General features: G+C 62.0%; 37 protein-coding genes. 2 read left to right on the top strand and 35 right to left on the bottom strand.

What is annotated here, in order from left to right; all coding sequences use genetic code 11:
* Positions 1-264: 264 nt before the first annotated feature.
* Positions 265-636 carry a hypothetical protein gene (locus V1286_RS11110; protein WP_108518126.1) on the top strand — a complete coding sequence of 124 codons (372 nt, stop codon included), beginning with the start codon at positions 265-267 and terminating at the stop codon, positions 634-636.
* A gap of 65 nt (positions 637-701) precedes the next feature.
* Here the strand turns inward: V1286_RS11110 and V1286_RS11105 are convergent, their stop codons facing one another.
* From V1286_RS11105 to rpsL, 34 genes are all read right to left on the bottom strand, one after another.
* Positions 702-1,046 carry a DUF1236 domain-containing protein gene (locus V1286_RS11105; RefSeq protein WP_334479541.1) on the bottom strand — a complete coding sequence of 115 codons (345 nt, stop codon included), beginning with the start codon at positions 1,044-1,046 and terminating at the stop codon, positions 702-704.
* 149 nt (positions 1,047-1,195) lie between these two features.
* Positions 1,196-1,492 carry a DUF1330 domain-containing protein gene (locus tag V1286_RS11100; protein WP_334479540.1) on the bottom strand — a complete coding sequence of 99 codons (297 nt, stop codon included), beginning with the start codon at positions 1,490-1,492 and terminating at the stop codon, positions 1,196-1,198.
* 8 nt (positions 1,493-1,500) lie between these two features.
* The gene (locus tag V1286_RS11095) at positions 1,501-2,301 is read right to left on the bottom strand and encodes an SDR family NAD(P)-dependent oxidoreductase (RefSeq protein ID WP_334479539.1); all 801 of its coding nucleotides are present in this window, start codon (positions 2,299-2,301) and stop codon (positions 1,501-1,503) included.
* A 136-nt stretch (positions 2,302-2,437) separates the two neighbouring features.
* Positions 2,438-2,854: a 50S ribosomal protein L17 gene (gene rplQ / locus V1286_RS11090; protein WP_334479538.1), complete on the bottom strand. Its 417-nt coding sequence runs from the start codon at positions 2,852-2,854 to the stop codon at positions 2,438-2,440.
* Between the two features lie 118 nt (positions 2,855-2,972).
* On the bottom strand, positions 2,973-4,004 hold the full coding sequence (locus tag V1286_RS11085; RefSeq protein ID WP_108518115.1) for a DNA-directed RNA polymerase subunit alpha: 1,032 nt from the start codon (positions 4,002-4,004) through the stop codon (positions 2,973-2,975).
* Positions 4,005-4,109: 105 nt separating this feature from the next.
* A complete protein-coding gene (rpsK, locus tag V1286_RS11080) occupies positions 4,110-4,499 on the bottom strand; it encodes a 30S ribosomal protein S11 (RefSeq protein WP_006021048.1) in 390 nt (129 codons plus the stop codon).
* Between the two features lie 117 nt (positions 4,500-4,616).
* Positions 4,617-4,985 carry a 30S ribosomal protein S13 gene (rpsM, locus tag V1286_RS11075; protein ID WP_025588626.1) on the bottom strand — a complete coding sequence of 123 codons (369 nt, stop codon included), beginning with the start codon at positions 4,983-4,985 and terminating at the stop codon, positions 4,617-4,619.
* 185 nt (positions 4,986-5,170) lie between these two features.
* The gene (locus V1286_RS11070) at positions 5,171-6,019 is read right to left on the bottom strand and encodes an adenylate kinase (protein WP_334479532.1); all 849 of its coding nucleotides are present in this window, start codon (positions 6,017-6,019) and stop codon (positions 5,171-5,173) included.
* A 79-nt stretch (positions 6,020-6,098) separates the two neighbouring features.
* Entirely contained in the window at positions 6,099-7,430 is a 1,332-nt protein-coding gene (gene secY / locus V1286_RS11065) for a preprotein translocase subunit SecY (protein WP_334479530.1), read from the bottom strand.
* Positions 7,431-7,578: 148 nt separating this feature from the next.
* A complete protein-coding gene (rplO, locus tag V1286_RS11060; protein ID WP_334479528.1) occupies positions 7,579-8,067 on the bottom strand; it encodes a 50S ribosomal protein L15 in 489 nt (162 codons plus the stop codon).
* A 75-nt stretch (positions 8,068-8,142) separates the two neighbouring features.
* Positions 8,143-8,337 (bottom strand): 50S ribosomal protein L30, encoded by a 195-nt coding sequence (gene rpmD / locus V1286_RS11055; protein ID WP_057849116.1) that lies wholly within the window; start codon positions 8,335-8,337, stop codon positions 8,143-8,145.
* Positions 8,338-8,374: 37 nt separating this feature from the next.
* Positions 8,375-8,950, bottom strand: coding sequence for a 30S ribosomal protein S5 (rpsE, locus tag V1286_RS11050; protein ID WP_028349043.1), 576 nt, complete (start codon positions 8,948-8,950; stop codon positions 8,375-8,377).
* 61 nt (positions 8,951-9,011) lie between these two features.
* On the bottom strand, positions 9,012-9,371 hold the full coding sequence (rplR, locus tag V1286_RS11045) for a 50S ribosomal protein L18 (protein WP_334479525.1): 360 nt from the start codon (positions 9,369-9,371) through the stop codon (positions 9,012-9,014).
* 11 nt (positions 9,372-9,382) lie between these two features.
* Entirely contained in the window at positions 9,383-9,916 is a 534-nt protein-coding gene (gene rplF / locus V1286_RS11040) for a 50S ribosomal protein L6 (RefSeq protein WP_334479523.1), read from the bottom strand.
* A gap of 16 nt (positions 9,917-9,932) precedes the next feature.
* Entirely contained in the window at positions 9,933-10,331 is a 399-nt protein-coding gene (rpsH, locus tag V1286_RS11035) for a 30S ribosomal protein S8 (protein WP_057834252.1), read from the bottom strand.
* 14 nt (positions 10,332-10,345) lie between these two features.
* The gene (rpsN, locus tag V1286_RS11030) at positions 10,346-10,651 is read right to left on the bottom strand and encodes a 30S ribosomal protein S14 (protein ID WP_025588640.1); all 306 of its coding nucleotides are present in this window, start codon (positions 10,649-10,651) and stop codon (positions 10,346-10,348) included.
* Between the two features lie 44 nt (positions 10,652-10,695).
* Positions 10,696-11,253, bottom strand: coding sequence for a 50S ribosomal protein L5 (rplE, locus tag V1286_RS11025; protein WP_334479521.1), 558 nt, complete (start codon positions 11,251-11,253; stop codon positions 10,696-10,698).
* The gene (rplX, locus tag V1286_RS11020; RefSeq protein WP_108518098.1) at positions 11,246-11,560 is read right to left on the bottom strand and encodes a 50S ribosomal protein L24; all 315 of its coding nucleotides are present in this window, start codon (positions 11,558-11,560) and stop codon (positions 11,246-11,248) included. Before rplX ends, rplE begins: the two co-directional genes overlap by 8 nt.
* The gene (gene rplN / locus V1286_RS11015; RefSeq protein WP_011473865.1) at positions 11,560-11,928 is read right to left on the bottom strand and encodes a 50S ribosomal protein L14; all 369 of its coding nucleotides are present in this window, start codon (positions 11,926-11,928) and stop codon (positions 11,560-11,562) included. Before rplN ends, rplX begins: the two co-directional genes overlap by 1 nt.
* An 84-nt stretch (positions 11,929-12,012) precedes the next feature.
* Positions 12,013-12,261, bottom strand: a complete 249-nt coding sequence (rpsQ, locus tag V1286_RS11010; protein ID WP_057843583.1) for a 30S ribosomal protein S17 — start codon at positions 12,259-12,261, stop codon at positions 12,013-12,015.
* 11 nt (positions 12,262-12,272) lie between these two features.
* Positions 12,273-12,479 (bottom strand): 50S ribosomal protein L29, encoded by a 207-nt coding sequence (rpmC, locus tag V1286_RS11005; RefSeq protein ID WP_108518096.1) that lies wholly within the window; start codon positions 12,477-12,479, stop codon positions 12,273-12,275.
* A gap of 4 nt (positions 12,480-12,483) precedes the next feature.
* Positions 12,484-12,897 (bottom strand): 50S ribosomal protein L16, encoded by a 414-nt coding sequence (gene rplP, locus V1286_RS11000; RefSeq protein ID WP_025588649.1) that lies wholly within the window; start codon positions 12,895-12,897, stop codon positions 12,484-12,486.
* A 32-nt stretch (positions 12,898-12,929) separates the two neighbouring features.
* A complete protein-coding gene (gene rpsC / locus V1286_RS10995; protein WP_108518094.1) occupies positions 12,930-13,628 on the bottom strand; it encodes a 30S ribosomal protein S3 in 699 nt (232 codons plus the stop codon).
* A gap of 19 nt (positions 13,629-13,647) precedes the next feature.
* A complete protein-coding gene (gene rplV / locus V1286_RS10990) occupies positions 13,648-14,034 on the bottom strand; it encodes a 50S ribosomal protein L22 (protein WP_247515603.1) in 387 nt (128 codons plus the stop codon).
* 10 nt (positions 14,035-14,044) lie between these two features.
* Entirely contained in the window at positions 14,045-14,323 is a 279-nt protein-coding gene (gene rpsS, locus V1286_RS10985; RefSeq protein ID WP_247515602.1) for a 30S ribosomal protein S19, read from the bottom strand.
* A 12-nt stretch (positions 14,324-14,335) separates the two neighbouring features.
* A complete protein-coding gene (gene rplB / locus V1286_RS10980) occupies positions 14,336-15,169 on the bottom strand; it encodes a 50S ribosomal protein L2 (RefSeq protein ID WP_334479517.1) in 834 nt (277 codons plus the stop codon).
* A gap of 12 nt (positions 15,170-15,181) precedes the next feature.
* Positions 15,182-15,481 (bottom strand): 50S ribosomal protein L23, encoded by a 300-nt coding sequence (locus V1286_RS10975; RefSeq protein WP_108518085.1) that lies wholly within the window; start codon positions 15,479-15,481, stop codon positions 15,182-15,184.
* Complete coding sequence (rplD, locus tag V1286_RS10970) at positions 15,478-16,098, bottom strand: 50S ribosomal protein L4 (protein WP_108518082.1); 621 nt, start codon at positions 16,096-16,098, stop codon at positions 15,478-15,480. Before rplD ends, V1286_RS10975 begins: the two co-directional genes overlap by 4 nt.
* Position 16,099: 1 nt before the next feature.
* Positions 16,100-16,819 carry a 50S ribosomal protein L3 gene (gene rplC / locus V1286_RS10965; RefSeq protein ID WP_108518080.1) on the bottom strand — a complete coding sequence of 240 codons (720 nt, stop codon included), beginning with the start codon at positions 16,817-16,819 and terminating at the stop codon, positions 16,100-16,102.
* Positions 16,820-16,871: 52 nt separating this feature from the next.
* Positions 16,872-17,180: a 30S ribosomal protein S10 gene (gene rpsJ / locus V1286_RS10960; protein WP_002712302.1), complete on the bottom strand. Its 309-nt coding sequence runs from the start codon at positions 17,178-17,180 to the stop codon at positions 16,872-16,874.
* Positions 17,181-17,269: 89 nt separating this feature from the next.
* A complete protein-coding gene (gene tuf / locus V1286_RS10955; RefSeq protein WP_334479514.1) occupies positions 17,270-18,460 on the bottom strand; it encodes an elongation factor Tu in 1,191 nt (396 codons plus the stop codon).
* 40 nt (positions 18,461-18,500) lie between these two features.
* Positions 18,501-20,573: an elongation factor G gene (gene fusA, locus V1286_RS10950; RefSeq protein ID WP_334479512.1), complete on the bottom strand. Its 2,073-nt coding sequence runs from the start codon at positions 20,571-20,573 to the stop codon at positions 18,501-18,503.
* A gap of 30 nt (positions 20,574-20,603) precedes the next feature.
* Entirely contained in the window at positions 20,604-21,074 is a 471-nt protein-coding gene (gene rpsG / locus V1286_RS10945; RefSeq protein WP_108518073.1) for a 30S ribosomal protein S7, read from the bottom strand.
* 15 nt (positions 21,075-21,089) lie between these two features.
* The gene (gene rpsL, locus V1286_RS10940) at positions 21,090-21,461 is read right to left on the bottom strand and encodes a 30S ribosomal protein S12 (protein WP_108518071.1); all 372 of its coding nucleotides are present in this window, start codon (positions 21,459-21,461) and stop codon (positions 21,090-21,092) included.
* A gap of 677 nt (positions 21,462-22,138) precedes the next feature.
* Between rpsL and V1286_RS10935 the strand changes: the two genes are divergently transcribed.
* Positions 22,139-23,362 carry an FAD-dependent oxidoreductase gene (locus V1286_RS10935; RefSeq protein ID WP_334479510.1) on the top strand — a complete coding sequence of 408 codons (1,224 nt, stop codon included), beginning with the start codon at positions 22,139-22,141 and terminating at the stop codon, positions 23,360-23,362.
* Here the strand turns inward: V1286_RS10935 and V1286_RS10930 are convergent.
* A complete protein-coding gene (locus tag V1286_RS10930; protein WP_334479508.1) occupies positions 23,305-25,332 on the bottom strand; it encodes an ABC transporter ATP-binding protein in 2,028 nt (675 codons plus the stop codon). The genes V1286_RS10935 and V1286_RS10930 overlap by 58 nt on opposite strands.
* Positions 25,333-25,391 lie beyond the last annotated feature (59 nt).

Raw genomic sequence — 25,391 nt, 5'->3', positions numbered from 1 at the left:
TCGCAGCGCAGCGCGAGCAGTATTCTCGCGCTGCAACGAGTTCCGGACCGTGAAAAAAAATGGTGCTTCGCGACGGCGGCTCCTTCCCCGTCGCCTGAACACCCATTCATGAAAATTAAATCTGCCGCCAAAGCCGTTTGGAAGCCGGCACTTAGGCAACGAACTTCACTCGAATGTGTTTAGCGAGTGTCTGTTTTTGCAAAAGAATGAACTTCGCTCGAATGTAATGTGGCTGGCGTCTGTCTTTAAGGAAAGGAGTGGTCCATGAGGAAAGCACCTTTAGCTCTGGCTGCTGCGGCGGTCCTGGGCATGACGGCCGTAACGGCGCCATCGCCGGCGGAAGCCCACTGGCGCGGAGGGGGATGGGGACCAGGCTTGGCCGGCGGACTTTTGGCGGGAGCGATAATCGGCGGCATCGCATCCAGCGCTTACGCCTATGGTCCGGGTTACGGATATTATGGCGGCTACCCGGGCTATTACGGCGGGTACGCGCCGGCTTACTATGGTGGGTATTACGGCGATCCCTACTATCCTGTGGTTCGCTATCGTCGCGTGATCCGCCCGGCGTACGCCTACTATGGCGGTCCGCGATTCTATGGTCCGCGGTATTATGGCGGCTATTGGCGTCGCTGGTGATCCGGCAAAATGAAAAAGGGCCGCCCGATTGGCGGCCCTTTTTTGCATGGCGCTGCGAGAGCACCTTAGTCGATTTCATGCACCACGGTACGGGTGCCTGGATCGACCAGCATCACGCGGTCGTTCGAGTAGACGTAGCGATACTTCGTCACTGACGGGCCCCAATCCGAAGGCACCGGCACGAGTTCGACGTCGGTCGGCACCTTGGCGCCAACCACGATCCGTTCCCGTGTTTCCACCGGACGGATCTTGTGCTCGGTCACATAGCTCTTGATCCGGGTGCGATATTCCGGCTCGATCCGGACTGTCGCGCCAGCGGCTCCGGTCGTCGTCTCGACGGTAGTAGTCTGCGCATTGGCCATCGTCGCAACCAGCGACGCTGCCGCCGCAATCATGAATAGCTTCTTCATCTGGTTCCTCCTCAAACCGCATCAATGCGGCTGCAGGGAAAACAGATTTTTCTCGCTCTTGTTCCGAGAGGAATGCGGCACTGCAATGCATTGAATGCGCAAAGTTATCGCCTGATGCGCCGCTCTCAGCGCGACATCGCATTGCAACCTCAAGCCAGCGGCACGCCCTCAACGAAGATCAGCCGCCGATCGAGCGCCGTCTGCCGCACTTTCAGGGCCTCCGCATATTCCGGCGATGCGTACCATTCGCGTAAACGTTGCATCGTCGGAAATTCGACGACGATGATGGTTTTCGGCGGCGGGCCGCCTTCGATCAAGTTTGCGCCGCCGCCGCGGACCAGATAGCGACCGCCATAGTGCGCTATCGTTTTCGCGGCGGTGGCGCGATAGGCCCCGAAGCTTGCCGCATCGCGCACATCGACTTCGGAAATAACATAGGCCGACATCTCGCACCTCACGCGATGGTCTGAATCAATCCGCCTTCTGCCCGCAGCGCGGCGCCGTTGGTGGCGGAAGCCTCTTTCGAACTGACGTAGATCACCATATTGGCGATCTCCTCGACGCTGGCAAAGCGCTGGATCAGCGATCCAGGGCGATGCTGCTTGATGAACTGCGCGGCCGCATCCTGCTCGGACTGGCCGTTCTGCCTGGCGAGATCGGCAACGAAAGTCTCGACGCCTTCGGACATGGTCGGCCCCGGCATCACTGAATTGACGGTAACAGCGGTACCCCGGGTCAATTCGGCAAGACCGCGCGAAACGGCGAGCTGCGCCGTCTTGGTCATGCCGTAATGGATCATCTCCTTCGGGATCATCAGCGCCGACTCCGAGGCGATGAAAACGATACGGCCCCAATTCCGCTTCAGCATGCCCGGCATGTAGGCGCGCGACAAACGGATGCCGGACATCACGTTGATATCGAAAAAGCGGCTCCAGTCCTCATCCGGAATATCGAAGAAGTGCTTCGGCTCGAAGATGCCGGCGTTATTGATGAGAATGTCGACATCAGGCAGCGCCGCAACCAGGGCCTTGCATCCCGCCGCCGTCGAGACATCAGCGGCAACACCCCGCACCTTGCCGCCGGCCTTGTCAGCAGTCTTGCCGAGCGCGGCAACCACGGCATCGACCTTGGCTTGCGTCCGGCCATTGATCACCACGTCCGCGCCTGCAGCAAGGAGGCCCTTGGCAATTGCGTGGCCGATACCGGAGGTGGAGCCCGTCACCAGCGCCGTCTTGCCCGAAAGATCGATTTTCATCCGTCATCTCCATCGTTGATGACAGCGATATCGGGAGCGGCGGATACGATCACAATTGCAGCCAGCGCGCGTCAGATGCGCAAATAAAAAGCGGCGCCCCGGGGGACGCCGCTTTCGAAACGAATGTAGACGGAGCTTACGCCGCTTCCGCTTCCTTTTCCTGCACCGGGCCGGAATCCTGGCCCTTGGCATCGACGTCGCGGTCGACGAACTCGATCACGGCCATCGGGGCGTTGTCGCCGTAGCGGAAGCCGGCCTTGATGATGCGGGTGTAGCCGCCCTGGCGGTCCTTGTAGCGGGTCGCCAGCGTGTCGAACAGCTTCTTGACCTGATCCTTGTCGCGCATTTCCGAGATCGCCTGGCGGCGCATGGCCAGCCCGCCCTTCTTGCCGAGGGTGACCAGCTTCTCGACGATCGGGCGCAATTCCTTCGCCTTCGGCAGCGTGGTGACGATCTGCTCGTGCTTGATCAGCGCCGCGCACATGTTGGCGAACATCGCCTTGCGATGCTCGGCGGTGCGGTTGAGCTTACGATGAACCTTGCCGTGACGCATTGAACTATTCCTTCTATTCGTCGCGACGGTTCGTCGGACTTGTTGCTCAGGTGGGCTGCCTGCGTTCGCCCGTTAAAAAGCGCGACGAAACATCATCGCGCTCTGGCTTGTTGTTCGATCAGTAGTGATCTTCGAAGCGCTTGGCGAGCTCGTCGATGTTCTCCGGCGGCCAGCCCGGCACTTCCATGCCGAGATGCAGACCCATCTGGGCCAGCACTTCCTTGATCTCGTTCAGCGACTTGCGGCCGAAGTTCGGGGTGCGGAGCATTTCCGCTTCCGACTTCTGCACGAGGTCGCCGATGTAGACGATGTTGTCGTTCTTCAGGCAGTTTGCCGAACGCACCGACAGTTCGAGTTCGTCGACCTTCTTGAGGAACGCCGGGTTGAAGGCGAGATCGGGGATGATCTCCTGCGCCACTTCCTTGCGCGGCTCTTCGAAGTTCACGAACACGTTGAGCTGGTCCTGCAGGATGCGAGCGGCATAGGCCACCGCGTCCTCCGGCGAGATCGCGCCGTTGGTCTCGATCGTCATGGTCAGCTTGTCGTAGTCGAGGATCTGGCCTTCGCGGGTGTTCTCGACCTTGTAGGAGACCTTGCGCACGGGCGAGAACAGGCTGTCGACCGGGATCAGGCCGATCGGCGCGTCCTCGGGCCGGTTACGCTCGGCGGCGACATAACCCTTGCCGGCGGCGACCGTGAACTCCATGCGGATTTCCGCGCCCTCGTCCAACGTGCAGATCTGCAGGTCGGGATTGAGCACCACGACGTCGCCGACGGTCTGGATGTCGCCGGCGGTGACAACGCCCGGGCCGGACTTCTTAACGACCATGCGCTTGGGGCCTTCGCCCTGCATCTTGATCGAGATGTCCTTGATGTTGAGCACGATGTCGGTGACGTCCTCGCGAACGCCCGCGATCGAGGAGAACTCGTGCAGCACGCCGTCGATGTGCACCGACTGCACGGCGGCGCCCTGCAGCGACGACAGCAGGATGCGGCGCAGCGCGTTACCGAGCGTCTGCCCGAAGCCGCGCTCTAGCGGCTCGGCGACCACAGTCGCGAACCGGGTCGCGTCGGTGCCCGGCGATACCTGCAGCTTGTTCGGTCGAATGAGTTCTTGCCAATTTTTCTGGATCGTCACTTTGTCACCCATGGGCCAGTCGATCTGCCTTCAAATCACCGGCGTTGGAGATCGCGGATCAGTCCGCGGAAAATTCCAAAAGCAACTGCGGGCGGCAAAACCGCCCGCAATCGAATGTCAGACGCGCCGGCGCTTGCGCGGACGGCAACCATTGTGCGGGATCGTCGTCACGTCGCGGATCGACGTCACAGTGAAGCCCGCCGCCTGCAGCGCACGAAGCGCCGATTCACGGCCCGAACCGGGGCCTGCAACTTCCACTTCCAGCGTGCGCATGCCGTGTTCCTGCGCCTTCTTGGAAACGTCTTCGGCCGCGACCTGCGCGGCATAGGGGGTCGACTTGCGCGAGCCCTTGAAGCCCATCGTGCCGGCCGAGGACCAGGCAATGGTGTTGCCCTGCGCGTCGGTGATGGTGATGGTCGTGTTGTTGAACGACGAATTGACGTGCGCGATGCCCGAGGCGATGTTCTTGCGTTCGCGACGGCGTACGCGGGTGGCTTCCTTGCCCATTACCTAAAACCTTCCTGTGATCTCAAACGCCGCCGTACTGCCAGCGGCTACACCTAAGAAGCGAACGGTGAGCGGCGAATAATTCTATTCGCTGCTCACCATCTGCTATTCGAAAAATTACTTCTTCTTGCCGGCGATCGACTTGGCCGGGCCCTTGCGCGTGCGCGCGTTGGTGTGGGTGCGCTGGCCGCGCACCGGCAGGCCGCGACGATGACGCAGGCCGCGATAGCAGCCGAGGTCCATCAGCCGCTTGATGTTGATGCCGGTCTCACGGCGAAGATCGCCTTCGACGAGATAGTCGCGGTCGATCACTTCGCGGATCTGCAGGACTTCCTGGTCGCTCAGCTGGCTGACGCGACGATCGAGGGGGATCTTGACCTTCTCGACGATCTCGGCCGCGTTCTTCTGGCCGATGCCATGAATGTACTGGAGCGCGATCAGAACGCGCTTGTTGGTCGGGATATTCACGCCGGCAATACGGGCCACGGACTTCTCTCCTGTCGCCGATCCCTCATGGGCCGGCCTTAAGTTCTTGCTATCTCGGGCAGGTTTCCGCAAACGCGAACACGACGCCCTTCCCCTCATCTGCTTCGGGGCCCGGCATCGTCAAAAACTATCCGACTTGGATGCGGGGCTTATTAAAGGATTCAACTCGGTTTCGTCAACCGCCTCTATCGCTTAGCTCGCTTTTTCGTGACCTTTTTGGCAGGCCTCGAAGTGGTCTTTTTTGCTGCCTTTTTGGCCTTGGCGGTTCCCCGCCCCTTGGCCAGCGAAGCGGCCTTACTAGCCGCCCTGGAAGCCGGTTTGGTGGCCTTACGGGCCGTTTTGACGGCCTTCTTGGCGGTTTTGGCGGCCTTTTTGCCCGTGAGCCCGGCAGTCTTCCTGGCGGCTCCCCTGGCCTTCCGGGCCGGCGCCGCCGCTCTGGGTTCCACCGCCCCGATCGCCGACAGGATCCGGTTGATCTCGCGGGTGACGTGCTCGATGGTCATCATCCCGTCGACCGTCAGGAGCTTCCGGCGCTCGGAATAATAGTGAATCAGCGGCTCGGTCAGCGAACGGTAGTTCGCCAGCCGCTTCGACAGCACTTCGGGGGTGTCGTCGATTCGCACTTCCTCGCCACGGGCCCGCATCTCGGCGACGCGCGTCTCGACGCGGTCCAACAGCGCGCTCTCGTTGACGCGCAGTTCGACCACGGCGTCGAGCTTGATGTGCTTCTTCTTCAGGAGTTCGTCGAGGGCGGCCGCCTGCGGCACCGTGCGCGGAAAGCCGTCGAGGATGAAACCGTTCTTCATGTCAGGCTGGTCGAGACGGTCGGAGATGATCCCGATCACGATCTCATCCGGCACCAGCGCACCGCTCGCCATGATATCCTTGGCCTGCAGGCCGACCGGCGTTTGGGATGCGACCGCCGCGCGCAGCATCTCGCCGGTCGAGAGCTGGATGATGCCGTACTTCTGAACCAGCCGCTGTGCCTGGGTTCCCTTACCCGCACCCGGCGGACCCAAAAGGATCAATCTCATGACTTTTCGCCCCCCGGCTTGGTGAGCGAAACGCCGCACACCCTCTTATTGAAATTCAGACCGCAGCGTTTCCGCGAGATCAGCGGCGGCGGCCCCTCAGCTTGGATTTCCTGATCAGCCCCTCATACTGATGGGCCAGCAGATAGCCCTGCACCTGCGCCACCGTATCCATGGTCACGCTGACGACGATCAGGAGCGAGGTACCGCCGAAATAGAACGGCACCGACGCGTAGGAAATCAGGATCTCGGGAATCAGACAGACGATCGCCAGATAGATCGCGCCGAGCACGGTAACGCGCGACAGCACGTAATCGATATATTCGGCAGTGCGCTCGCCCGGCCGGATGCCCGGGATGAAGCCGCCATGCTTCTTCAGATTGTCGGCGGTCTCGGTCGGGTTGAACACGATCGCGGTGTAGAAGAATGCGAAGAACACGATCAGGCCCAGGTAGAGGATCAGGAACAGCGGACGGCCGTGGCTGAGCTGGGTGTTGAGCCACTGGAACCATTCAGGGCCCTTGCCGGCGTTGAAATTCGCAACGGTGGCCGGCAGCAGCAACAGCGACGAGGCGAAGATCGGCGGGATCACGCCTGACGTGTTGAGCTTGAGCGGCAGATGCGAGGACTGGCCCTCGAACATCTTGTTGCCGACCTGTCGCTTCGGATACTGGATCAGAAGCCTGCGCTGCGCGCGCTCCATGAACACGATGAAGGCGATCACGGCGACCGCCATCACGATCACGACCAGGATCAGGGCGGTCGACAGCGCGCCCTGGCGTCCCAGTTCCAGCATGTTGGCCAGCGCCGAAGGCAGCTCGGCGACGATGCCGGCCAGAATGATCAGCGAAATGCCGTTGCCGATGCCACGCGAGGTGATCTGCTCGCCGAGCCACATCAGAAACATGGTGCCGCCGGTCAGCGTGACCGTGGTGGAGATCAGGAAGAACATCCCGGGGTCGCTGACGACGTTGCCGGCGCCCTGAAGTCCGATCGCGATGCCGTAGGCCTGGAACGTGGCGAGAACCACCGTGAGGTAGCGGGTATACTGGTTCAGCGTCTTGCGTCCCGCCTCGCCTTCCTTTTTCAAGGCTTCGAGCTTGGGCGATACCGTCGTCAGGAGCTGGATGATGATCGATGCCGAGATGTACGGCATGATGTTCAGCGCGAAGATCGCCATGCGGTTGATACCGCCGCCGGCGAACATGTTGAACATGCCGAGAATGCCGCCGGCCTGCGACTTGAACACCTGCTCCCAGATCGCGGGATCGATGCCGGGCAGCGGGATGTAGGTGCCGAGCCGATAAACAAGCAGCGCACCCAGCGTGAACCAGATGCGCTTCTTCAGTTCGTCGGCTTTCGCCAAGGCGCCGAAATTGAGGTTTGCCGCAAGTTGTTCTGCTGCTGAGACCATGTTCAGGCTTTCTCCCGCCGCCCCTCAAACCGCCGCCCCTCCCCCGGGGCGATCGGCAGACGCCGGACATTATTTGGTGCTCGGCTTCGATAAGTCCATTGCTCTCACGTGCGGATCGCCCGCGACAAAACGGGCGATGACGCAGATGTTACGCCGCCTCGCCTTCGTCCTTCTTGGCCGGGGCCAGGATCTTCACCGTGCCGCCGGCCTTCTCGACCGCCGCGACCGCCGATTTCGAGGCGCCATGCACCTCGATCGCGAGCTTGGCCTTGAGTTCGCCGCGGCCGAGCAGCCGAAGGCCGTCCTTGGCGCGACGGATCACGCCGGCCTTCACCAGCGATTCGACGGTGACGGTTTCCTTGGCGTCGACCAGCTTGGCGTCGATCGCCTCCTGCAGCCGGTCGAGATTGATCTCGGCGAACTCGAGCCGGAAGATATTGTTGAAGCCGCGCTTCGGCAGGCGGCGATGCAGCGGCATCTGGCCGCCCTCGAAGCCCTTGATGCGCACGCCCGAACGCGCGGTCTGGCCCTTGCCGCCGCGGCCCGAAGTCTTGCCCTTGCCCGAACCGATGCCACGGCCGACGCGCATGCGCTTCTTGCGCGAGCCGGCGTTGTCGGCGATATCGCTGAGCTTCATCGTTAGTTTCCCTTATCCTTGGAGCATGATCTTAGCCGAAAACCGGTACCCACTTTTCGGGATCATGCTCCGATCTTACTTCTCGCCGACGACGCGGACGAGATGTTGAACCTTGGCGATCATGCCGCGAATTGCAGGCGTATCCTGCAGCTCGGTGACACGACCGATCTTGTTGAGCTTGAGGCCGATCAGCGTCGCACGCTGCGAGTGGTGGCGGCGGATCGCGCTGCCGGTCTGCTCGACCTTGATCGTCTTTGCGGCCTTGGCCATCGTCTTAACTCCAAAGAGCGCTTGAAAATCGCGCCGGTTATTCAGCCACCACTTCGGCATCGCCGCCGACGCGGCGCGACTGCAGCGTGGACACCTTGATGTTGCGGCGTGCGGCCACCGAACGCGGAGAATCCTGATGCTTCAGCGCGTCGAAGGTGGCGCGAACCATGTTGTAGGGATTCGACGAGCCGATCGACTTCGCCACCACGTCCTGGATGCCGAGCGTTTCGAACACCGCGCGCATCGGGCCGCCGGCGATGATGCCGGTACCGGCCGGAGCGGCGCGCAGGTAGACGCGGCCGGCGCCGTGGCGGCCGGCGATGTCGTGATGCAGCGTGCGGCCTTCGCGCAGCGCTACGCGCGTCAGGTTACGCTTCGCCGACTCGGTCGCCTTGCGGATCGCCTCGGGAACTTCGCGCGCCTTGCCGTGGCCGAAACCGACCCGGCCCTTTTGGTCGCCGATCACGACCAGCGCCGCAAAGCCGAAGCGCTTGCCGCCCTTGACGACCTTCGCCACGCGATTGATGTGGACGAGCTTGTCGACGAACTCGCTGTCGCGCTCTTCGCGATCCCTGCTCCGTTCGCGTCCGCCGCGTTCGCGTTCACCTGCCATGGTGTTTTCCAATCTTTAGGGGAGTAATGCCCCTGTCCTCGTAATTATCCAAAACAGTTCGTTAGAAGCTCAGTCCGCTTTCGCGGGCCGCATCTGCGAGCGCCTTGACGCGCCCGTGATAGAGATACTGACCGCGATCGAACACCACTTCCTTGACGCCCTTCTGCACGGCGCGTTCCGCCAGCAACTTGCCGACGGCCTTGGCCGCATCGATGTTGGCGCCCGTATTGCCGCCATCGCGCATGGTCTTTTCCAGCGACGAGGCGGAAGCGAGCGTTTCGCCTTTCAGGTCGTCGATGACCTGGGCGTAGATATGCTTCGACGAACGGAACACCGACAGACGCGGACGTCCATTGGCGGACCGGCGCAGCGAGTTGCGCACGCGCTGCTTGCGCCGGGCATTCGTGACCTTGATTGACATGACCGGCTCCGTTACTTCTTCTTGCCTTCCTTGCGGAAGATGAATTCGTTGGCGTACTTCACGCCCTTGCCCTTGTAGGGCTCCGGCGGACGGTAGGCGCGGATTTCCGCGGCGACCTGGCCGACGCGCTGGGAATCGGTGCCCGTGATCGTGATCTCGGTCGGCTTCGGCACCACGATGGTGATGCCTTCCGGGATCGCGTAGACGACGTCGTGGCTGTAGCCGAGCGCGAGCTGCAGGTTCTTGCCCTGCAGCGCAGCACGGTAACCGACGCCGGTGATCTCGAGCTTCTTCTCGAAACCCTTGGTGACACCCTCGACCAGGTTCGCGACCTGCGCGCGCGCAGTGCCGTACATCGCCTGCGCGCGGTTGGTCTTGAGCTTCGGTGCGACCTTGACCTCGCCGCTCTCGAACTTCACTTCAACGTCGTCATGCACGACGAACTGAAGCTGGCCCTTCGGCCCCTTCATCTTGACGGTCTGCCCCTCGACGGTCGCCGTCACACCGGACGGGATCGGAACGGGCCGTTTGCCAACACGTGACATGGCTCTAAATCCTTCCTCAGAACACCGTGAAGAGAATTTCGCCGCCCACATTCGCGTCACGCGCGGCGTGGTCAGCCATGATTCCCTTTGGGGTCGACAACACCGAAATACCGAGACCGTTGTTCACGCGCGGCAGGTTCTTCACCGAGGCGTAAACCCGACGGCCCGGCTTGGAGACCCGCTCGATCTCGCGAATGACGGGCTCGCCGTCGAAATATTTCAGCTCGATCTCGAGCTCGCTGCGGCCCGAAGCATGTTCGACGCTGGCGTAGCCGCGGATGTAGCCCTCGGACTTCAGCACTTCGAGCACGCTGGCGCGCATCTTCGAGCCCGGGGTCGACACCTTGGACTTCGAACGCATCTGCGCGTTGCGGATGCGGGTAATGAGATCGCTGATCGGATCGTGCGTTGACATCTTGACGACCCTCCTTACCAGCTCGACTTCACGAGCCCGGGAACCAGGCCCTTGGAGCCGAGTTCACGCAGCGCGATGCGGGAAAGCTTGTTCTTGCGGTAGTTCGAGCGCGGACGACCGGTCAGCTCGCAGCGGTTGCGGATCCGCGTCGCCGACGAATTGCGCGGCATCTGGGCGAGCTTCAGCGTCGCCGCGAACCGCTCTTCCATCGGCCGGGTCTTGTCGGCGATGATCGCCTTCAACTTCGCACGCTGCGGGGCGGCGTTCTTCGTCATCCGCTTGCGCCGGTTGTTCTTCTCAATCGAACTCTTCTTTGCCATGCTTGGCTCCTGGGTTTCCGCGTTTGAGAGGCTTTAGTGGCTTCTCACTGCCGGAACGGGAAATTGAATGCGGTCAACAAGGCACGCGCCTCGTCGTCGGTCTTGGCCGTGGTGCAGACCGTGATGTCCATGCCGCGGGCTTCCGAAACCTTGTCGAAATCGATTTCGGGGAAAATGATGTGTTCCTTGAGGCCGAGCGAGTAATTGCCGCGACCATCGAAGCTCTTCGGATTGAGGCCACGGAAGTCGCGCACGCGGGGCAGCGCCACGTTCACCAGGCGGTCGATGAATTCGTACATCTTGGCCTTGCGCAGCGTAACCTTGCAGCCGATCGGCTGGTTCTCACGCAGCTTGAAGGTCGCGATCGCGACGCGCGAATAGGTCACGACCGCCTTCTGGCCGGCGATCTGCGTCAGTTCGCCAGCCGCGGTCTCAGCCTTCTTGCGGTCGTTGACGGCATCGCCGACGCCCATGTTGAGCACGACCTTGTCCAGCCGCGGCACCTGCATGACGTTGGCATAGCCGAACTTTTCAGTCAGCTGGCCACGAATGCTCTTGTCATACTCCGCGCGCAGGCGCGGTGTGTAAGCGGTATCAGCCATCGATCTCTGCTCCCGAGCTCTTGGCAATGCGTACCTTCTTGCCATCAGCCTGAATCTTGAAGCCCACGCGGGTCGGCTTTCCGTCTTTGCCGACATAGGCGATGTTGGACAGGTGGATCGGCGACTCCTTGGAGATGATGCCGCCTTCCTGGTTCTGGGTCTGCTTCTGGTGACGCTTCACCAGGTTGACGCCGCGCACCAGCGCCTTGTTCTCGGCGGGGCGGACCTCGAATACTTCGCCGGTGCGGCCCTTGTCGCGGCCGTTCAGCACGATGACCTTGTCACCTTTCCGGATCTTGGCAGCCATCACAGCACCTCCGGCGCAAGCGAGATGATTTTCATGTGGTTCTTGGCGCGCAGCTCGCGCGGCACGGGCCCGAAGATACGGGTGCCGACCGGCTCCGACTGATTGTTGATCAATACGGCGGCGTTGCGGTCGAAGCGGATGACCGAGCCGTCGGCGCGCCGGATGTCCTTGCGGACCCGGACCACGACGGCCTTCATCACGTCGCCCTTCTTCACCTTGCCGCGCGGAATCGCTTCCTTGATCGACACGACGATAACGTCGCCCACGGTGGCATAGCGGCGCTTGGAGCCCCCGAGCACCTTGATGCACATGACACGGCGTGCGCCTGAATTGTCGGCCACGTCGAGGTTGGTCTGCATCTGAATCATTGATGCACCTCGTCCTCTTTCTGTTGCGCTCGAATTAGCGCCTAAAATTTTTCCTGATTACCCGTCCGGCCAAGCCGAACGAACTCAGGCGGTTTTCTTCTGCTCGCCCCGGACCACGGTCCAGCGCTTCAACTTGGAGATCGGCTTGCTCTCCTCGATCCACACCATGTCGCCCGGCTTGAACTCGCTGTTCTCGTCGTGCGCGTGGTAGTTCTTGGAGCGGCGGATCGTCTTCTTGTAGATCGGATGGGTGAAGCGGCGATCGACGCGCACCACCACCGTCTTGGCTTGCTTGTCGCTCACGACCACGCCCTGAAGGGTACGTTTCGGCATAATAAGGCCTCTTACTTCTTCTTCGCGCGCGTTTGCGCGGCGATGGTCTTGATGCGGGCGATGTCGCGGCGGGCTTCGCGCAGCCGCGAGGTGTTCTCCAGCTGCCCGGTGGCGCGCTGGAAACGCAGATTGAAACGCTCCTTCTTCAGATTGAGGACGGCGTCCTCTCTCTGGTCGTCGCTCATCGCGCGGATGTCTTCAACTTTCATCGGGGCCATGACGTTACTCCGCAATGCGCGCGACGAAGCGCGTCTTGATCGGCAGCTTGGCGGCGGCAAGCGAGAGCGCCTCCTTGGCGGTCTGCACCGTGACGCCGTCGATCTCGAAAATCACGCGGCCGGGCTTGACCCGCGCCACCCACAATTCCGGCGTCCCCTTGCCCGAGCCCATGCGGACTTCGGCGGGCTTCTTCGACACCGGCAGGTCCGGAAACACGCGGATCCAGACCCGGCCGGCGCGCTTCATGTGACGGGTCAGCGCGCGGCGCGCGGCTTCGATCTGGCGGGCGGTGATGCGCTCGGGCGCCATCGCCTTCAGGCCGAATTGACCGAACGACAACGTCGCACCCGAAGTCGCAACGCCGTGGATACGGCCCTTATGCGCCTTCCGGAACTTCGTTTTCTTTGGTTGCATCATGGCTTTAAGCCCTCAAACCTTCTTCTGATGTCTCACGCTGCGTCGCGGCGCGGACGTGCGGTGTCGCCTTCGGCCATCTTCTTGTCCTGGGCCATCGGATCGTGCTCGAGGATCTCACCCTTGAAGATCCAGACCTTGACGCCGCAGGTACCGAACGTGGTGAACGCGGTCGCCACGCCGTAATCGACGTCGGCGCGCAGCGTGTGCAACGGCACGCGACCTTCGCGGTACCACTCCATGCGCGCGATTTCGGCGCCGCCGAGACGGCCCGAGCAATTGATACGAATGCCTTCGGCGCCGAGACGCATCGCCGACTGCACCGCCCGCTTCATGGCGCGGCGGAAAGCGACGCGGCGCTCGAGCTGCTGGGCGATCGATTCGGCGACCAGGGTAGCGTCGAGCTCCGGCTTGCGGATTTCGACGATGTTGATGACGACGTCGGAAGCCGTGATGTCGGCAACCCGCTTGCGCAGCTTGTCGATGTCGGCGCCCTTCTTGCCGATCACCACACCCGGACGCGCCGAGTGGATCGTCACGCGGCACTTCTTGTGCGGACGCTCGATCACGATGCGGGCGACGGCCGCCTGCTTGAGTTCCTTGTGCAGGATCTCGCGGATCTTGACGTCTTCATGCAACAGCTTGCCATATTCGTTCTTGCCGGCGAACCAACGGGAATCCCACGTGCGGTTGATGCCGAGACGCAGTCCGATTGGATTGATCTTTTGACCCATCGTTTTCTCCCGCGCCGCTTTAAGCGCTTGCCTCGGCCTCGACCTGACGAACCACAATGGTCAGGTGCGAGAACGGTTTATAGATACGCCCCGAACGGCCGCGGCCGCGCGGTGAAAAACGCTTCATCACGATGCCGTTGCCAACATGCGCCTCGGCGACGACGAGATCGTCGACCTCGAGGTCGTGGTTGTTCTCGGCGTTCGCGATCGCCGATTCCAGGCACTTCTTGACGTCGACCGCGATCCGCTTGCGCGAGAACTGCAAATCGGCGAGCGCAGCCGAAGCCTTCCGGCCGCGGATCAGCTGCGCGACAAGATTGAGCTTCTGCGGGCTGACGCGCAGCATCCGGGCAACTGCCTTGGCCTCGTTGTCCGCGAGGACACGTTCGCGCTTTGGTTTGCTCATCGTCTATTCCTCAAGCCTTCTTGGCTTTCTTGTCGCCAGAATGGCCATGGAAGGTACGGGTCGGCGAGAACTCGCCGAACTTGTGACCCACCATTTCCTCGTTGATCGATACCGGCACATGCTTCTGGCCGTTGTAGACACCGAACGTCAGGCCGACGAATTGCGGCAGGATGGTCGAGCGGCGGCTCCAGATCTTGATGACGTCGTGACGGCCCGACGCGCGCGCAGCATCTGCCTTCTTGAGCAGAGAGGCTTCGACGAACGGGCCTTTCCAGACTGAACGTACCATGTCCGGCGTTCCTTACTTCTTCCGCTTGTGGCGGCTTAGGAGGATGAATCGATTGGTCGACTTGTTCGAACGGGTCTTCTTGCCCTTGGTCGGCTTGCCCCACGGGGTGACCGGGTGGCGGCCGCCCGAGGTGCGGCCTTCGCCGCCGCCGTGCGGATGGTCGATCGGGTTCATGACGACGCCGCGGTTATGCGGACGCCAGCCGAGCCAGCGGGTACGACCGGCCTTGCCGATCGAGATGTTCATGTGATCGGGGTTCGACACCGCACCGATGGTGCCGCGGCAACGACCGTGCACCAGGCGCTGCTCGCCCGAGTTCAGGCGCAGAATGACGTAGTCCTGGTCGCGACCGACGATCTGGGCGTAGGTGCCGGCCGAACGTGCGATCTGGCCGCCCTTCCCGATCTTCATCTCGATGTTGTGGATGATGGTGCCGACCGGCATGTTGCCCATCGGCATGACATTGCCGGGCTTGACGTCGACATAGTTGCCGGCAACCACGGTGTCGCCCGCAGCCAGACGCTGCGGCGCCAGGATGTAGGCCTGCTCGCCGTCCTGATACTTGATCAGCGCGATGAACGCGGTGCGGTTCGGATCGTACTCCAGCCGCTCGACGACGGCGGGAACGTCGACCTTGTTCCGCTTGAAGTCCACCAGGCGGTAGGACTTCTTGTGGCCGCCGCCGCGGAAACGCACGGTGATGCGGCCGGTGTTGTTGCGGCCGCCGTTGCCGAGCTTGCCCTCGGTCAGCGCCTTCACCGGTTTGCCCTTGTAGAGGGCCGAACGGTCGACCATCACCAGCTGGCGCTGGCCCGGCGTCGTCGGATTGTATGTTTTCAATGCCATCGCTGTGTCGCCTTATAGTCCGGTAGTGACGTCGATGCGGTGGCCCTCTTCGAGGGTCACGACAGCCCGCTTCACGTCCGACTGCGAACCGAAATTGCCGCGGAACACCTTGGTCTTGCCCTTGCGGACCAGCGTATTCACGCGCTTCACCTTGACGTCGAACAGCTTTTCGACGGCTTCCTTGATTTGCGGCTTGGTCGCCTTGCTGGCGACCCTGAACACGACCTTGTTGTGCTCGGACGCAACCGTCGCCTTTTCGGTGACGACGGGCGCTACGATCACATCGTAATGGCGCGGATCGATATTCTTCATTTGAAGCGCGCCTCCAGCGCATCGACTGCCGCCTTCGTCAGCACGAGCTTCTGACGACGCAGAATGTCATAGACGTTGATGCCCTGGATCGGCAGCACGTCGATATTCGGAATGTTGCGCGCAGCGGTCGCGAAACCGGCATGCACCTCGGCGCCGTCGATGATCAGCGCATTGGTCAGGCCCAACCCTGAGAAATGACCGACCAGCGCCTTTGTCTTGGCGTCCTTGACCTGCGCATTGTCGATCACGATCAGGCCGCCGTCCTTGGCCTTCGCCGACAAGGCATGCTTGAGCGCCAGCGCGCGCACCTTCTTCGGCAGGTCGGTCGCGTGCGAGCGAACCACCGGACCGAACGCACGGCCACCGCCGCGGAACTGCGGCACGCGGGCCGAGCCGTGACGTGCACCGCCGGTGCCCTTCTGCTTGTACATCTTCTTGCCGGTGCGCCAGACGTCGGCGCGGCCCTGCGTCTTGTGCGTTCCGGCCTGGCGCTTGTTGAGCTGCCATTGCACGCAACGCTGGATGATGTCGGCGCGCGGCTCGAGACCGAAGATCGCGTCCGAGAGCTGGACCGATCCGGCTTCCTTACCTTCAAGGGTCGTGACTTTCAGTTCCATCTCACGCGCCCTCCTGCTCGGCCGGAGCCTGAGCCTGCTCACCGCCGGCGACCTTGAACTTGCCGGGCTTCGGAGCTTCCTTCGGCAGCGGCTTCTTGACGGCGTCGCGCACCGAGATCCAGCCGCCCTTGGAGCCGGGAACGGCACCCTCGACGAGGATCAGGCCGCGCTCGACGTCGGTCTGCACCACACGCAGATTAAGCGTGGTGATGCGATCGACACCCATGTGACCGGGCATCTTCTTGTTCTTGAAGGTCTTGCCGGGATCCTGACGTCCGCCGGTCGAACCGATCGAACGATGCGAAACCGACACACCGTGGGTGGCGCGCAGACCGCCGAAATTCCAGCGCTTCATGCCGCCGGCAAAACCCTTACCGACCGAGGTGCCGGTGACGTCGACGAACTGGCCGACCACGAAATGGTCCGCCTGAATCTCGGCGCCAACCGGGATCAGCGCGTCCTCGGACACGCGGAACTCGGTGACCTTCCGCTTGGGCTCGACCTTGGCGACCGCAAACTGGCCGCGCTCTGCCTTCGGCAGATAGACGGTCTTGCGGGTACCCGAACCGAGCTGCAGCGCGACATAACCGTTCTTCTCGGTCGTGCGGTGGCCCAGCACCTGGCAATTGCCCAGCTTCAGCACGGTCACAGGGATATGTTCGCCGGTCTCCGTAAAGACCCGCGTCATCCCGACCTTTTGTGCGATCACTCCGGAGCGCATCGGCGTGCTTCCTGTTCTTTCTGTCCGCTAACTTCGGACGATCCTGAAAATCTTAGAGCTTGATCTCGACGTCGACACCGGCGGCCAGGTCGAGCTTCATCAAAGCATCGACGGTCTGCGGGGTCGGATCGACGATGTCGAGAAGGCGCTTGTGGGTGCGCATCTCGAATTGCTCGCGGCTCTTCTTGTCGACGTGCGGTGAACGGTTGACGGTGAACTTCTCGATGCGGGTGGGCAGCGGAATGGGTCCGCGAACCTGGGCACCGGTACGTTTCGCCGTGTTCACGATCTCGCGGGTCGACGTATCGAGGATACGATGGTCGAACGCCTTGAGACGGATGCGAATATTTTGGCCGTTCATTGCCGTTGTCTCTTTCTTCGTCGCTTGATGCGAGTAGTGAGCGGCGGATAGCGAATGAAACCATTCGCTATCCGCTTTTCGTTTTCTCTTTACTCGATGATGGAGGCGACGACGCCGGCGCCGACGGTGCGGCCGCCTTCACGGATCGCGAAGCGCAGCTTTTCTTCCATCGCGATCGGCACGATCAGGTGCACTTCCATCGCGATGTTGTCGCCCGGCATCACCATTTCGGTGCCTTCGGGCAGATGCACGACACCGGTCACGTCGGTGGTGCGGAAGTAGAACTGGGGCCGGTAGTTGGTGAAGAACGGGGTGTGACGACCGCCCTCTTCCTTGGTCAGGATGTAGGCCTCAGCCTTGAACTTGGTGTGCGGCTTGACCGAACCGGGCTTGCACAGCACCTGGCCACGCTCGACTTCCTCGCGCTTGGTACCGCGGAGCAGCGCACCGATGTTGTCGCCGGCCTGGCCCTGATCGAGCAGCTTGCGGAACATTTCGACGCCGGTGACGATGGTCTTCTGGGTGTCGCGCAGACCGACGATTTCGATTTCCTCGCCGACCTTGACGATGCCGCGCTCGACGCGACCGGTCACAACGGTGCCGCGGCCCGAGATCGAGAACACGTCTTCGACCGGCATCAGGAACGGCTGATCGATCGGACGCTCCGGCTGCGGAATGTAGGAGTCGACGTTCTTCATCAGCTCGAGGATGGCGTCGTGACCGAGCGCCTTGTCCTTGTCTTCAAGGGCAGCCAGCGCCGAACCCTTGATGATCGGGATGGTGTCGCCCGGGAATTCGTACTTCGAGAGCAGTTCGCGGACTTCGAGCTCAACGAGTTCGAGCAGTTCCGGATCGTCGACCATGTCGCACTTGTTCAGGAACACGACCAGCGCGGGAACGCCGACCTGACGGGCGAGCAGGATGTGCTCGCGGGTCTGCGGCATCGGGCCGTCGGCGGCCGACACGACCAGGATCGCGCCATCCATCTGGGCTGCGCCGGTGATCATGTTCTTCACGTAGTCGGCGTGGCCCGGACAGTCGACGTGGGCGTAGTGCCGGTTGGTGGTTTCGTATTCGACGTGGGCGGTCGAGATCGTGATGCCGCGCGCCTTCTCTTCCGGCGCCTTGTCGATCTGGTCGTACGCCGTGAACGTCGCACCGCCGGTTTCAGCCAGCACCTTGGTGATCGCTGCGGTCAGCGATGTCTTGCCATGGTCGACGTGACCGATGGTTCCGATGTTGCAGTGCGGTTTATTACGTTCAAACTTTGCTTTGGCCATTTGACTCTCCGTTCAGTCGTTAGCTTTGAACCAACGACAATCAGGCAAACTTCTTCTGGACTTCTGCCGACACGTTCGCCGGCGCTTCAGCGTAGTGATCGAATTGCATCGTAAAGGTCGCGCGTCCCTGGCTCATCGAGCGCAGGTTATTCACGTACCCGAACATGTTCATGAGCGGCACCATCGCGTTGATGACGTTGGCGTTGCCGCGCATGTCCTGGCCCTGGATCTGGCCGCGCCGCGAATTCAGATCGCCGATGACGGAACCGGTATAGTCTTCCGGGGTCACCACCTCGACCTTCATGATCGGCTCGAGCAGAACGGACTTGCCCTTCTGCAGCGCTTCGCGGAATGCCGCGCGCGATGCGATTTCGAAGGCCAGAGCCGAAGAGTCGACGTCGTGATACTTGCCGTCGACCAGCTGGACCTTGACGTCCACCACCGGGAAGCCGGCGACCACGCCGGAGCCCATCACGCTGTTGAGGCCCTTTTCGACGCCGGGGATGTATTCCTTCGGCACCGCGCCGCCGACGATCTTCGATTCGAACTCGTAGCCCTTGCCGGGCTCGTTCGGCTCGACGATGATCGACACTTCGGCGAACTGACCGGTACCGCCGGTCTGCTTCTTGTGCGTGTACTTGACTTCCGCGCGCTTGGTGACCCGCTCGCGGAACGCCACCTGCGGCGCGCCGATGTTGGCGTCCACCTTGTAGGTACGGCGCAGGATGTCGACCTTGATGTCGAGATGGAGTTCGCCCATGCCCTTGAGAATGGTCTGGCCGGACTCCTGGTCGGTCGACACGCGGAACGACGGATCTTCGGCGGCGAGCTTCGCAAGTGCTACGCCGAGCTTTTCCTGGTCGGCCTTCGACTTCGGCTCGATCGCGATCTCGATCACCGGCTCCGGGAATTCCATCTTTTCGAGGATCACCTGCTTGTCGGGATCGCACAGCGTGTCACCGGTGCGCGCTTCCTTCAGGCCCGCCAACGCGACGATGTCGCCGGCATAGGCTTCCTTGATGTCTTCGCGGTTGTTCGCATGCATCAAAAGCATACGGCCGATACGCTCTTTCTTTTCGCGGGTCGAGTTCACGACGCCGGTGCCGCTCTGCAGGATGCCCGAATAGATGCGGCAGAAGGTGATGGTGCCGACGAACGGGTCGTCCATGATCTTGAACGCGAGCAGAGCCAGCGGCTCCTTGTCGTCGGCCTTGCGCACCACTTCATTGCCATCGTCGTCGGTGCCCTTGATCGCGGGCACGTCGACCGGCGACGGCAGATAGTCGACAACGGCGTCGAGCAGCGGCTGCACGCCCTTGTTCTTGAAGGCCGAGCCGCACAGCACGGGATAGAAGGCGCCGGTCAGCACGGCTTTACGGATCAGCCGCTTCAGCGTCGCTTCATCCGGCTCGTTGCCGTCGAGATAGGCGGCCATCGCGTCGTCGTCGAGCTCGACGGCGGCTTCGATCATCTTCTCGCGGTATTCCTTGGCCTGGTCGACCATGTCGGCCGGGATATCGACGTAGTCGAACTTCGCGCCGAGCGATTCATCGTTCCAGATGATGCCCTTCATGACGACGAGGTCGACGAGGCCCTTGAAATTGTTCTCGGCACCGATCGGAAGCTGGATCGCGATCGGCTTGGCGCCGAGGCGGTCAACGATGTCGGCGAGACACTTGAAGAAGTCCGCGCCGGTCTTGTCCATCTTGTTGGCGAAGACGATGCGCGGAACCCTGTACTTGTCGCCCTGGCGCCAGACGGTCTCGGTCTGCGGTTCGACGCCCTGGTTGGAATCGAGCACGCATACGGCGCCGTCGAGCACGCGCAGCGAACGCTCGACTTCGATGGTGAAGTCGACGTGGCCGGGGGTGTCGATGATGTTCAGACGCTTGCCGTTCCAGAACGCGGTGGTCGCAGCGGACGTGATCGTGATGCCACGCTCCTGCTCCTGCTCCATCCAGTCCATCGTCGCGGCACCTTCGTGCACTTCGCCGATCTTGTGGCTCTTGCCGGTGTAATAGAGGATGCGCTCGGTGGTCGTGGTCTTGCCGGCATCAATATGCGCCATAATACCGAAGTTGCGGTAATTCTCTATGGCATGAACGCGGGGCATGGGCTGTTCCTTAAAATCCGTGTTTCGCCGTTACCAGCGATAGTGCGAGAAGGCGCGGTTGGCTTCCGCCATCCGGTGCACGTCTTCACGCTTCTTGACGGCATTCCCCCGGTTATTCGATGCGTCGAGCAGCTCGGCCGAAAGCCGCTCCGTCATCGTCTTTTCGTTGCGATCGCGCGCTGCCGTGATGATCCAGCGAATGCCCAGCGCCTGGCGGCGAACCGAACGCACTTCGACCGGCACCTGGTAAGTGGCGCCGCCGACGCGGCGCGAGCGCACTTCGATGGTCGGCATGACGTTTTCGAGCGCCTGCTCGAACACCGGCAGCGGGCCCTGCTTGGTCTTGGTTTCGATCATGGCGAGCGCGCCGTAGACGATGCTCTCGGCGGCGGACTTCTTGCCGTCGTACATGATCGAGTTCATGAACTTCGTGATGATGACGTTCCCGAACTTCGGATCCGGGTTCACTTCACGCTTTTCAGCAGAATGGCGACGAGACATCTGATCTGTTCCCGCTTACTTCGGACGCTTCGCGCCGTACTTCGAACGACGCTGCTTACGGTTCTTGACGCCCTGGGTATCGAGGACGCCGCGGAGGATGTGATAGCGCACGCCGGGCAAGTCCTTGACGCGGCCGCCGCGGATCATGACCACCGAGTGCTCCTGAAGGTTATGGCCTTCACCCGGGATGTAACCGATCACTTCGAAGCCGTTGGTCAGGCGCACCTTGGCAACCTTACGAAGCGCCGAGTTCGGCTTCTTCGGGGTCGTGGTGTAGACGCGCGTGCAAACGCCGCGCTTCTGCGGCGACTGCTGCAGCGCCGGCACCTTCTTGCGTGACTTCTGCACCGCACGCGGTTTTGCGATCAGCTGGTTGATCGTCGGCATGTCAGCCTTCACCCTTTAGTTCGCGCGAAACCTTGAATGGCTTTCGCAGATTCTTCTCGGAACTAGCCGTTCCGTTCGGCCCGCCCTGCGTGAAAAAACATCCACGCAAAACGAAATCGCGCCAACCACCCATCGCTGAGCGGAAAGCGCTTCGACGCCACAGAGGACCGCAAGCACAGGCCGATCAGCGGTCGCTGTCCGGCCTGGTACCGAGGTCATGCATCCGAGTTCACTCTCAAGAGGACGTGCTCAAGAGAACTAAAATCGTCCTGGCATTGCCTAGCAATATGATCGACAGCGTTTGAGCGGCATTCGTCGAGGTTGGTGCCCGTCCAGGTCCCTTAGGAAACTTCCGTAAGGATTTGAAAGGGTGTTCCGTTCCGACGCTGGCGTTGCTCACCGCCTGTCGTTAAGTGGCCGTCTTCTATAAGCGGTGGATAGCTAAGTCAAGCGAAACGAGAACGCTGGAAACGCCTATGGCGTCTGCGGATTCAGTGCTTCGCGCGAATTCGGCAAGTTCAAAATGGCGGCGCCCCGCCTCCCTTGAGTCGCGCCAGCCGCTAATTTTACCCGGATAAAAATATCCGGAAACACTAAATACTGGTTCCACTTTTTCCCGGCTAAGCCTTTGTTTGCCTTTCGGGGCGCAAAACTACCGCTTCGAGCCCGGGAATCCCATGAAGTATACCGACATCGCGATCATCGGCGGCGGCCTTGCCGGCTCGACCGCGGCCGCCATGCTCGGACGCGCGGGAATTCCGACGGTTCTGATCGATCCGCATCAGGTCTATCCATTCGACTTCCGCGTCGAAAAAATCAGCGGCGACGAGCAGCTCGATCGTTTTTATCAAACCGGAATCGCCGATTCGGTGCTTCGCTCGGCCACCCATGACGGCGAAAACTGGATCGCGCGATTCGGCTACCTGCTCGACAAGAAGCCGAGCCGCCAATACGGCATCATGTACGACGCGCTGATCGGCGCGATCCGCGCCCAAATCCCGTCCCCCGCCGAACTGATCTACGCCAAGGTGACCGATGTCTCGACCAGCGCGGAGTGGCAGAATCTCACGCTGTCCACCGGCGAAACCATCTCGGCGCGGCTAGTGGTGCTGGCCAATGGCCTGAGTGTCGGGCTGCGCCGCAATCTCGGCATCGAGCGCCGGATCATCAGCGTCAGCCATTCCATCTCGATCGGATTCGACCTGGTGCCGGTCGGCCGCCCGGCCTTCGAATTTCCCGCCCTCACCTATTTTTCGGAACGGGTAAAGGAGCGCGTCGCCTATGTGACGCTCTTCCCTGTCGGAAACCGGATGCGCGCCAACCTTTTCGTCTACCGCGAGGTCGACGACCCCTGGCTGCGCGAGATGCGCCACAGGCCGGTCGAGACCATGAACGCCGCGCTGCCCAGGCTGCGCCGCATCACCGGCGAATACGGCGTTGCCGGCGACGTCAAGATCAGGCCCGCCGATCTCTATGTCTCAACCGGCTACCGCCAAGCGGGCGTCGTTCTGGTCGGCGACGCCTTTGCGGCCACCTGCCCGGTTACCGGCACCGGCACCGACAAGGTGTTCACGGACATAGCCCAGCTCTGCAACGTCCATATCCCCGTCTGGCTTGCGACCGAAGGCATGGGCGCGGACAAGATCGCTTCCTTTTACGACGATCCGGTCAAGCAGGCTTGCGACACCTGGTCGATGGCAAAAGCCATAAGCTTCCGCAAGGTCACGATCGAGAACGGGCCATACTGGCGTGCGCAGCGCTGGGCGCGCTTCCTGGCGTGGTTCGGTGAAGGCGCCGTGCGGCGGATGCGCAACCGCGTCAGCGCGGGGTCAAGCCGCCGGGCTCACTCCTCATCGTCATCCTCATCATCGTCGTCGTCTTCATTGTCGTCGTCGGCCTGACCGGCAGCGTTGTGCGGCGTGCGGCCCTGGTCGTCCCAGAGCTTGCGATAGACGCCGTTGGCCGCGAGCAACTGCGTATGCGAGCCGCGCTCGATCGCCTTGCCGCCTGAAATCACGATGATCTCGTCCATCTCGACCACTGACGTCAGACGGTGGGTCGACCAGATCATGGTGCGGCCCTCCGCCACGTTGAGAAGCGTGCGGTTGATCGCGGCTTCCGTGGTCTGGTCGAGCGCCGACGTCGCCTCATCGAGCAGCAGCAGCGAGGGATTGCGGATGATCGCGCGCGCGATCGCGATGCGCTGGCGCTGGCCGCCCGACAGCGTGTCGCCGCGCTCGCCGACCGGCGTGTCGTATTTCTGCGGCAGGCTCATGATGTAGCTGTGGATCTCGGCCTTGCGCGCCGCCTCCTCGACCTCCTCGTCGCTGGCGCCTTCCTTGCCGAGCCGGATGTTCTCCCGGATCGACATGTTGAACAGCATGTTCTCCTGGAACACGACCGCCATACCGCTGCGCAGGGATTCGCGGGTCACGCGGCGGATATCGACGCCGTCGATGGCCACGCGCCCCTCGTCCGGCGTGTAAAGACGCAGGATCAGGTTGAGCAGCGTGCTCTTGCCCGAGCCGCTGGGGCCGACGATCGCGATGCGCTTGCCGACGCCGAGCTTGAGGCTGAAATTGTCGAGCACCGGCGTCTCGCTGCCCTCGTAAGCAAAGGTAACGCGGTCGAAGGTGATGTCGTTGGTGATGCGCGGCATATCGGGCGCGCCCGGGCGATCGGCGCCCCGCGTCGGCTCATCCAGCAGTTCCTGGATGTGCCGCACCGCCGCCGCCGACTGGATCGACACCGGAATGAAATGCATCAGATGGGCGATGTTGTAGGACACCTCCCAGAACGCGCTCTCGAAGGTGACGAAGGTGCCGATGGTGATCTGACCCTTGGTGGCGAGATAGGCGCCGATCGCCAGTACCACGAGGTGCAGCAGCAATACTGAAATGGTGACGGTGCGCTCCACCATCGTGGAGAGGAAGACGGCGGACGCGGTCTTGATGCGCACTTCCTGGTTGCGCATGGTAAACCAACCCAGCGTGCGGCGCTGCAGGCTGAACGCCTTGATCACCGCCTGCGCGGCCACGTTTTCCTGCACCGTGCCGAGCAGCGCCGATTCGTTGAGCTTCTGCTCGTAATTCGCCTGCACCGCCTTCGGCGTCAGGATCCGCGGCCCGATCAGCGTGATCGGGAATACCAGCAAGGCGACCGCCGCGAGCTGCCAGTTCAAAAACAGCATCAGGATGATGCCGGCAATCAGTTCAAAGAACGGCAGCGCCGCGCTGTTGGCAAAAGTCTTGATCGAGCCTTCGAAGGCCGCAAGATCGATCGAAAAGCGCGAGAGTATCTCGCCGCGCTTGGTGCGGGCAAAATACGACGCCGGCAGGTTCTGGACATGCTCGAACAGCCGCGTCCGCACGTCGGCAATGATGCACGCCGCCAGCCGCGCATCCCAGCGCTCATACCAGACCGCAATGATCGAGGTGATGATGCCAGCGACCGCAAGCACGCCGAGGATCTTGTAGAGCGCCTGAAAGTCCTCCTCGCCGAGCGCGTCGTCGATCAGGAATTTGAGGCTCAGCGGCATGATGACGTTGAACAGCGTCTCAACGAGAACGCCGAAGGTCACGAAGACGAGAAGCTTCCTGTAATTGCCGAGATACGGCCTGACGAAGCCGTAGATGGTCGCCATCGCGCCGGCGGCTTCCTTGGCGGTGAAGACGACGAGGTCCTCATCATCATCATCGTCGTCGAGCTCCAGCTCGTCCTTTTGGTCGTCCTTGTCATCGTCGGGGGGCGCGACGGCCCCCTTACCGCCGGAAAGTGGCGCGACGGCCTCCAGCACGAGCTTCTTCGTCAGCTCAGGATCGTCCGCCGGCGCGGGATTCTGATCATCCGAGGAAGGAGGCTTGGGCGCCATGAAACCAACCGATGCTGCACGGCCGGCTTGACCGCAAATCGAACGCGGCAGCGGCGAGC

This window comes from Bradyrhizobium algeriense, assembly GCF_036924595.1.
Lineage (GTDB): Bacteria > Pseudomonadota > Alphaproteobacteria > Rhizobiales > Xanthobacteraceae > Bradyrhizobium > Bradyrhizobium algeriense.
This window is presented reverse-complemented; position numbering and strand designations above follow the sequence as displayed.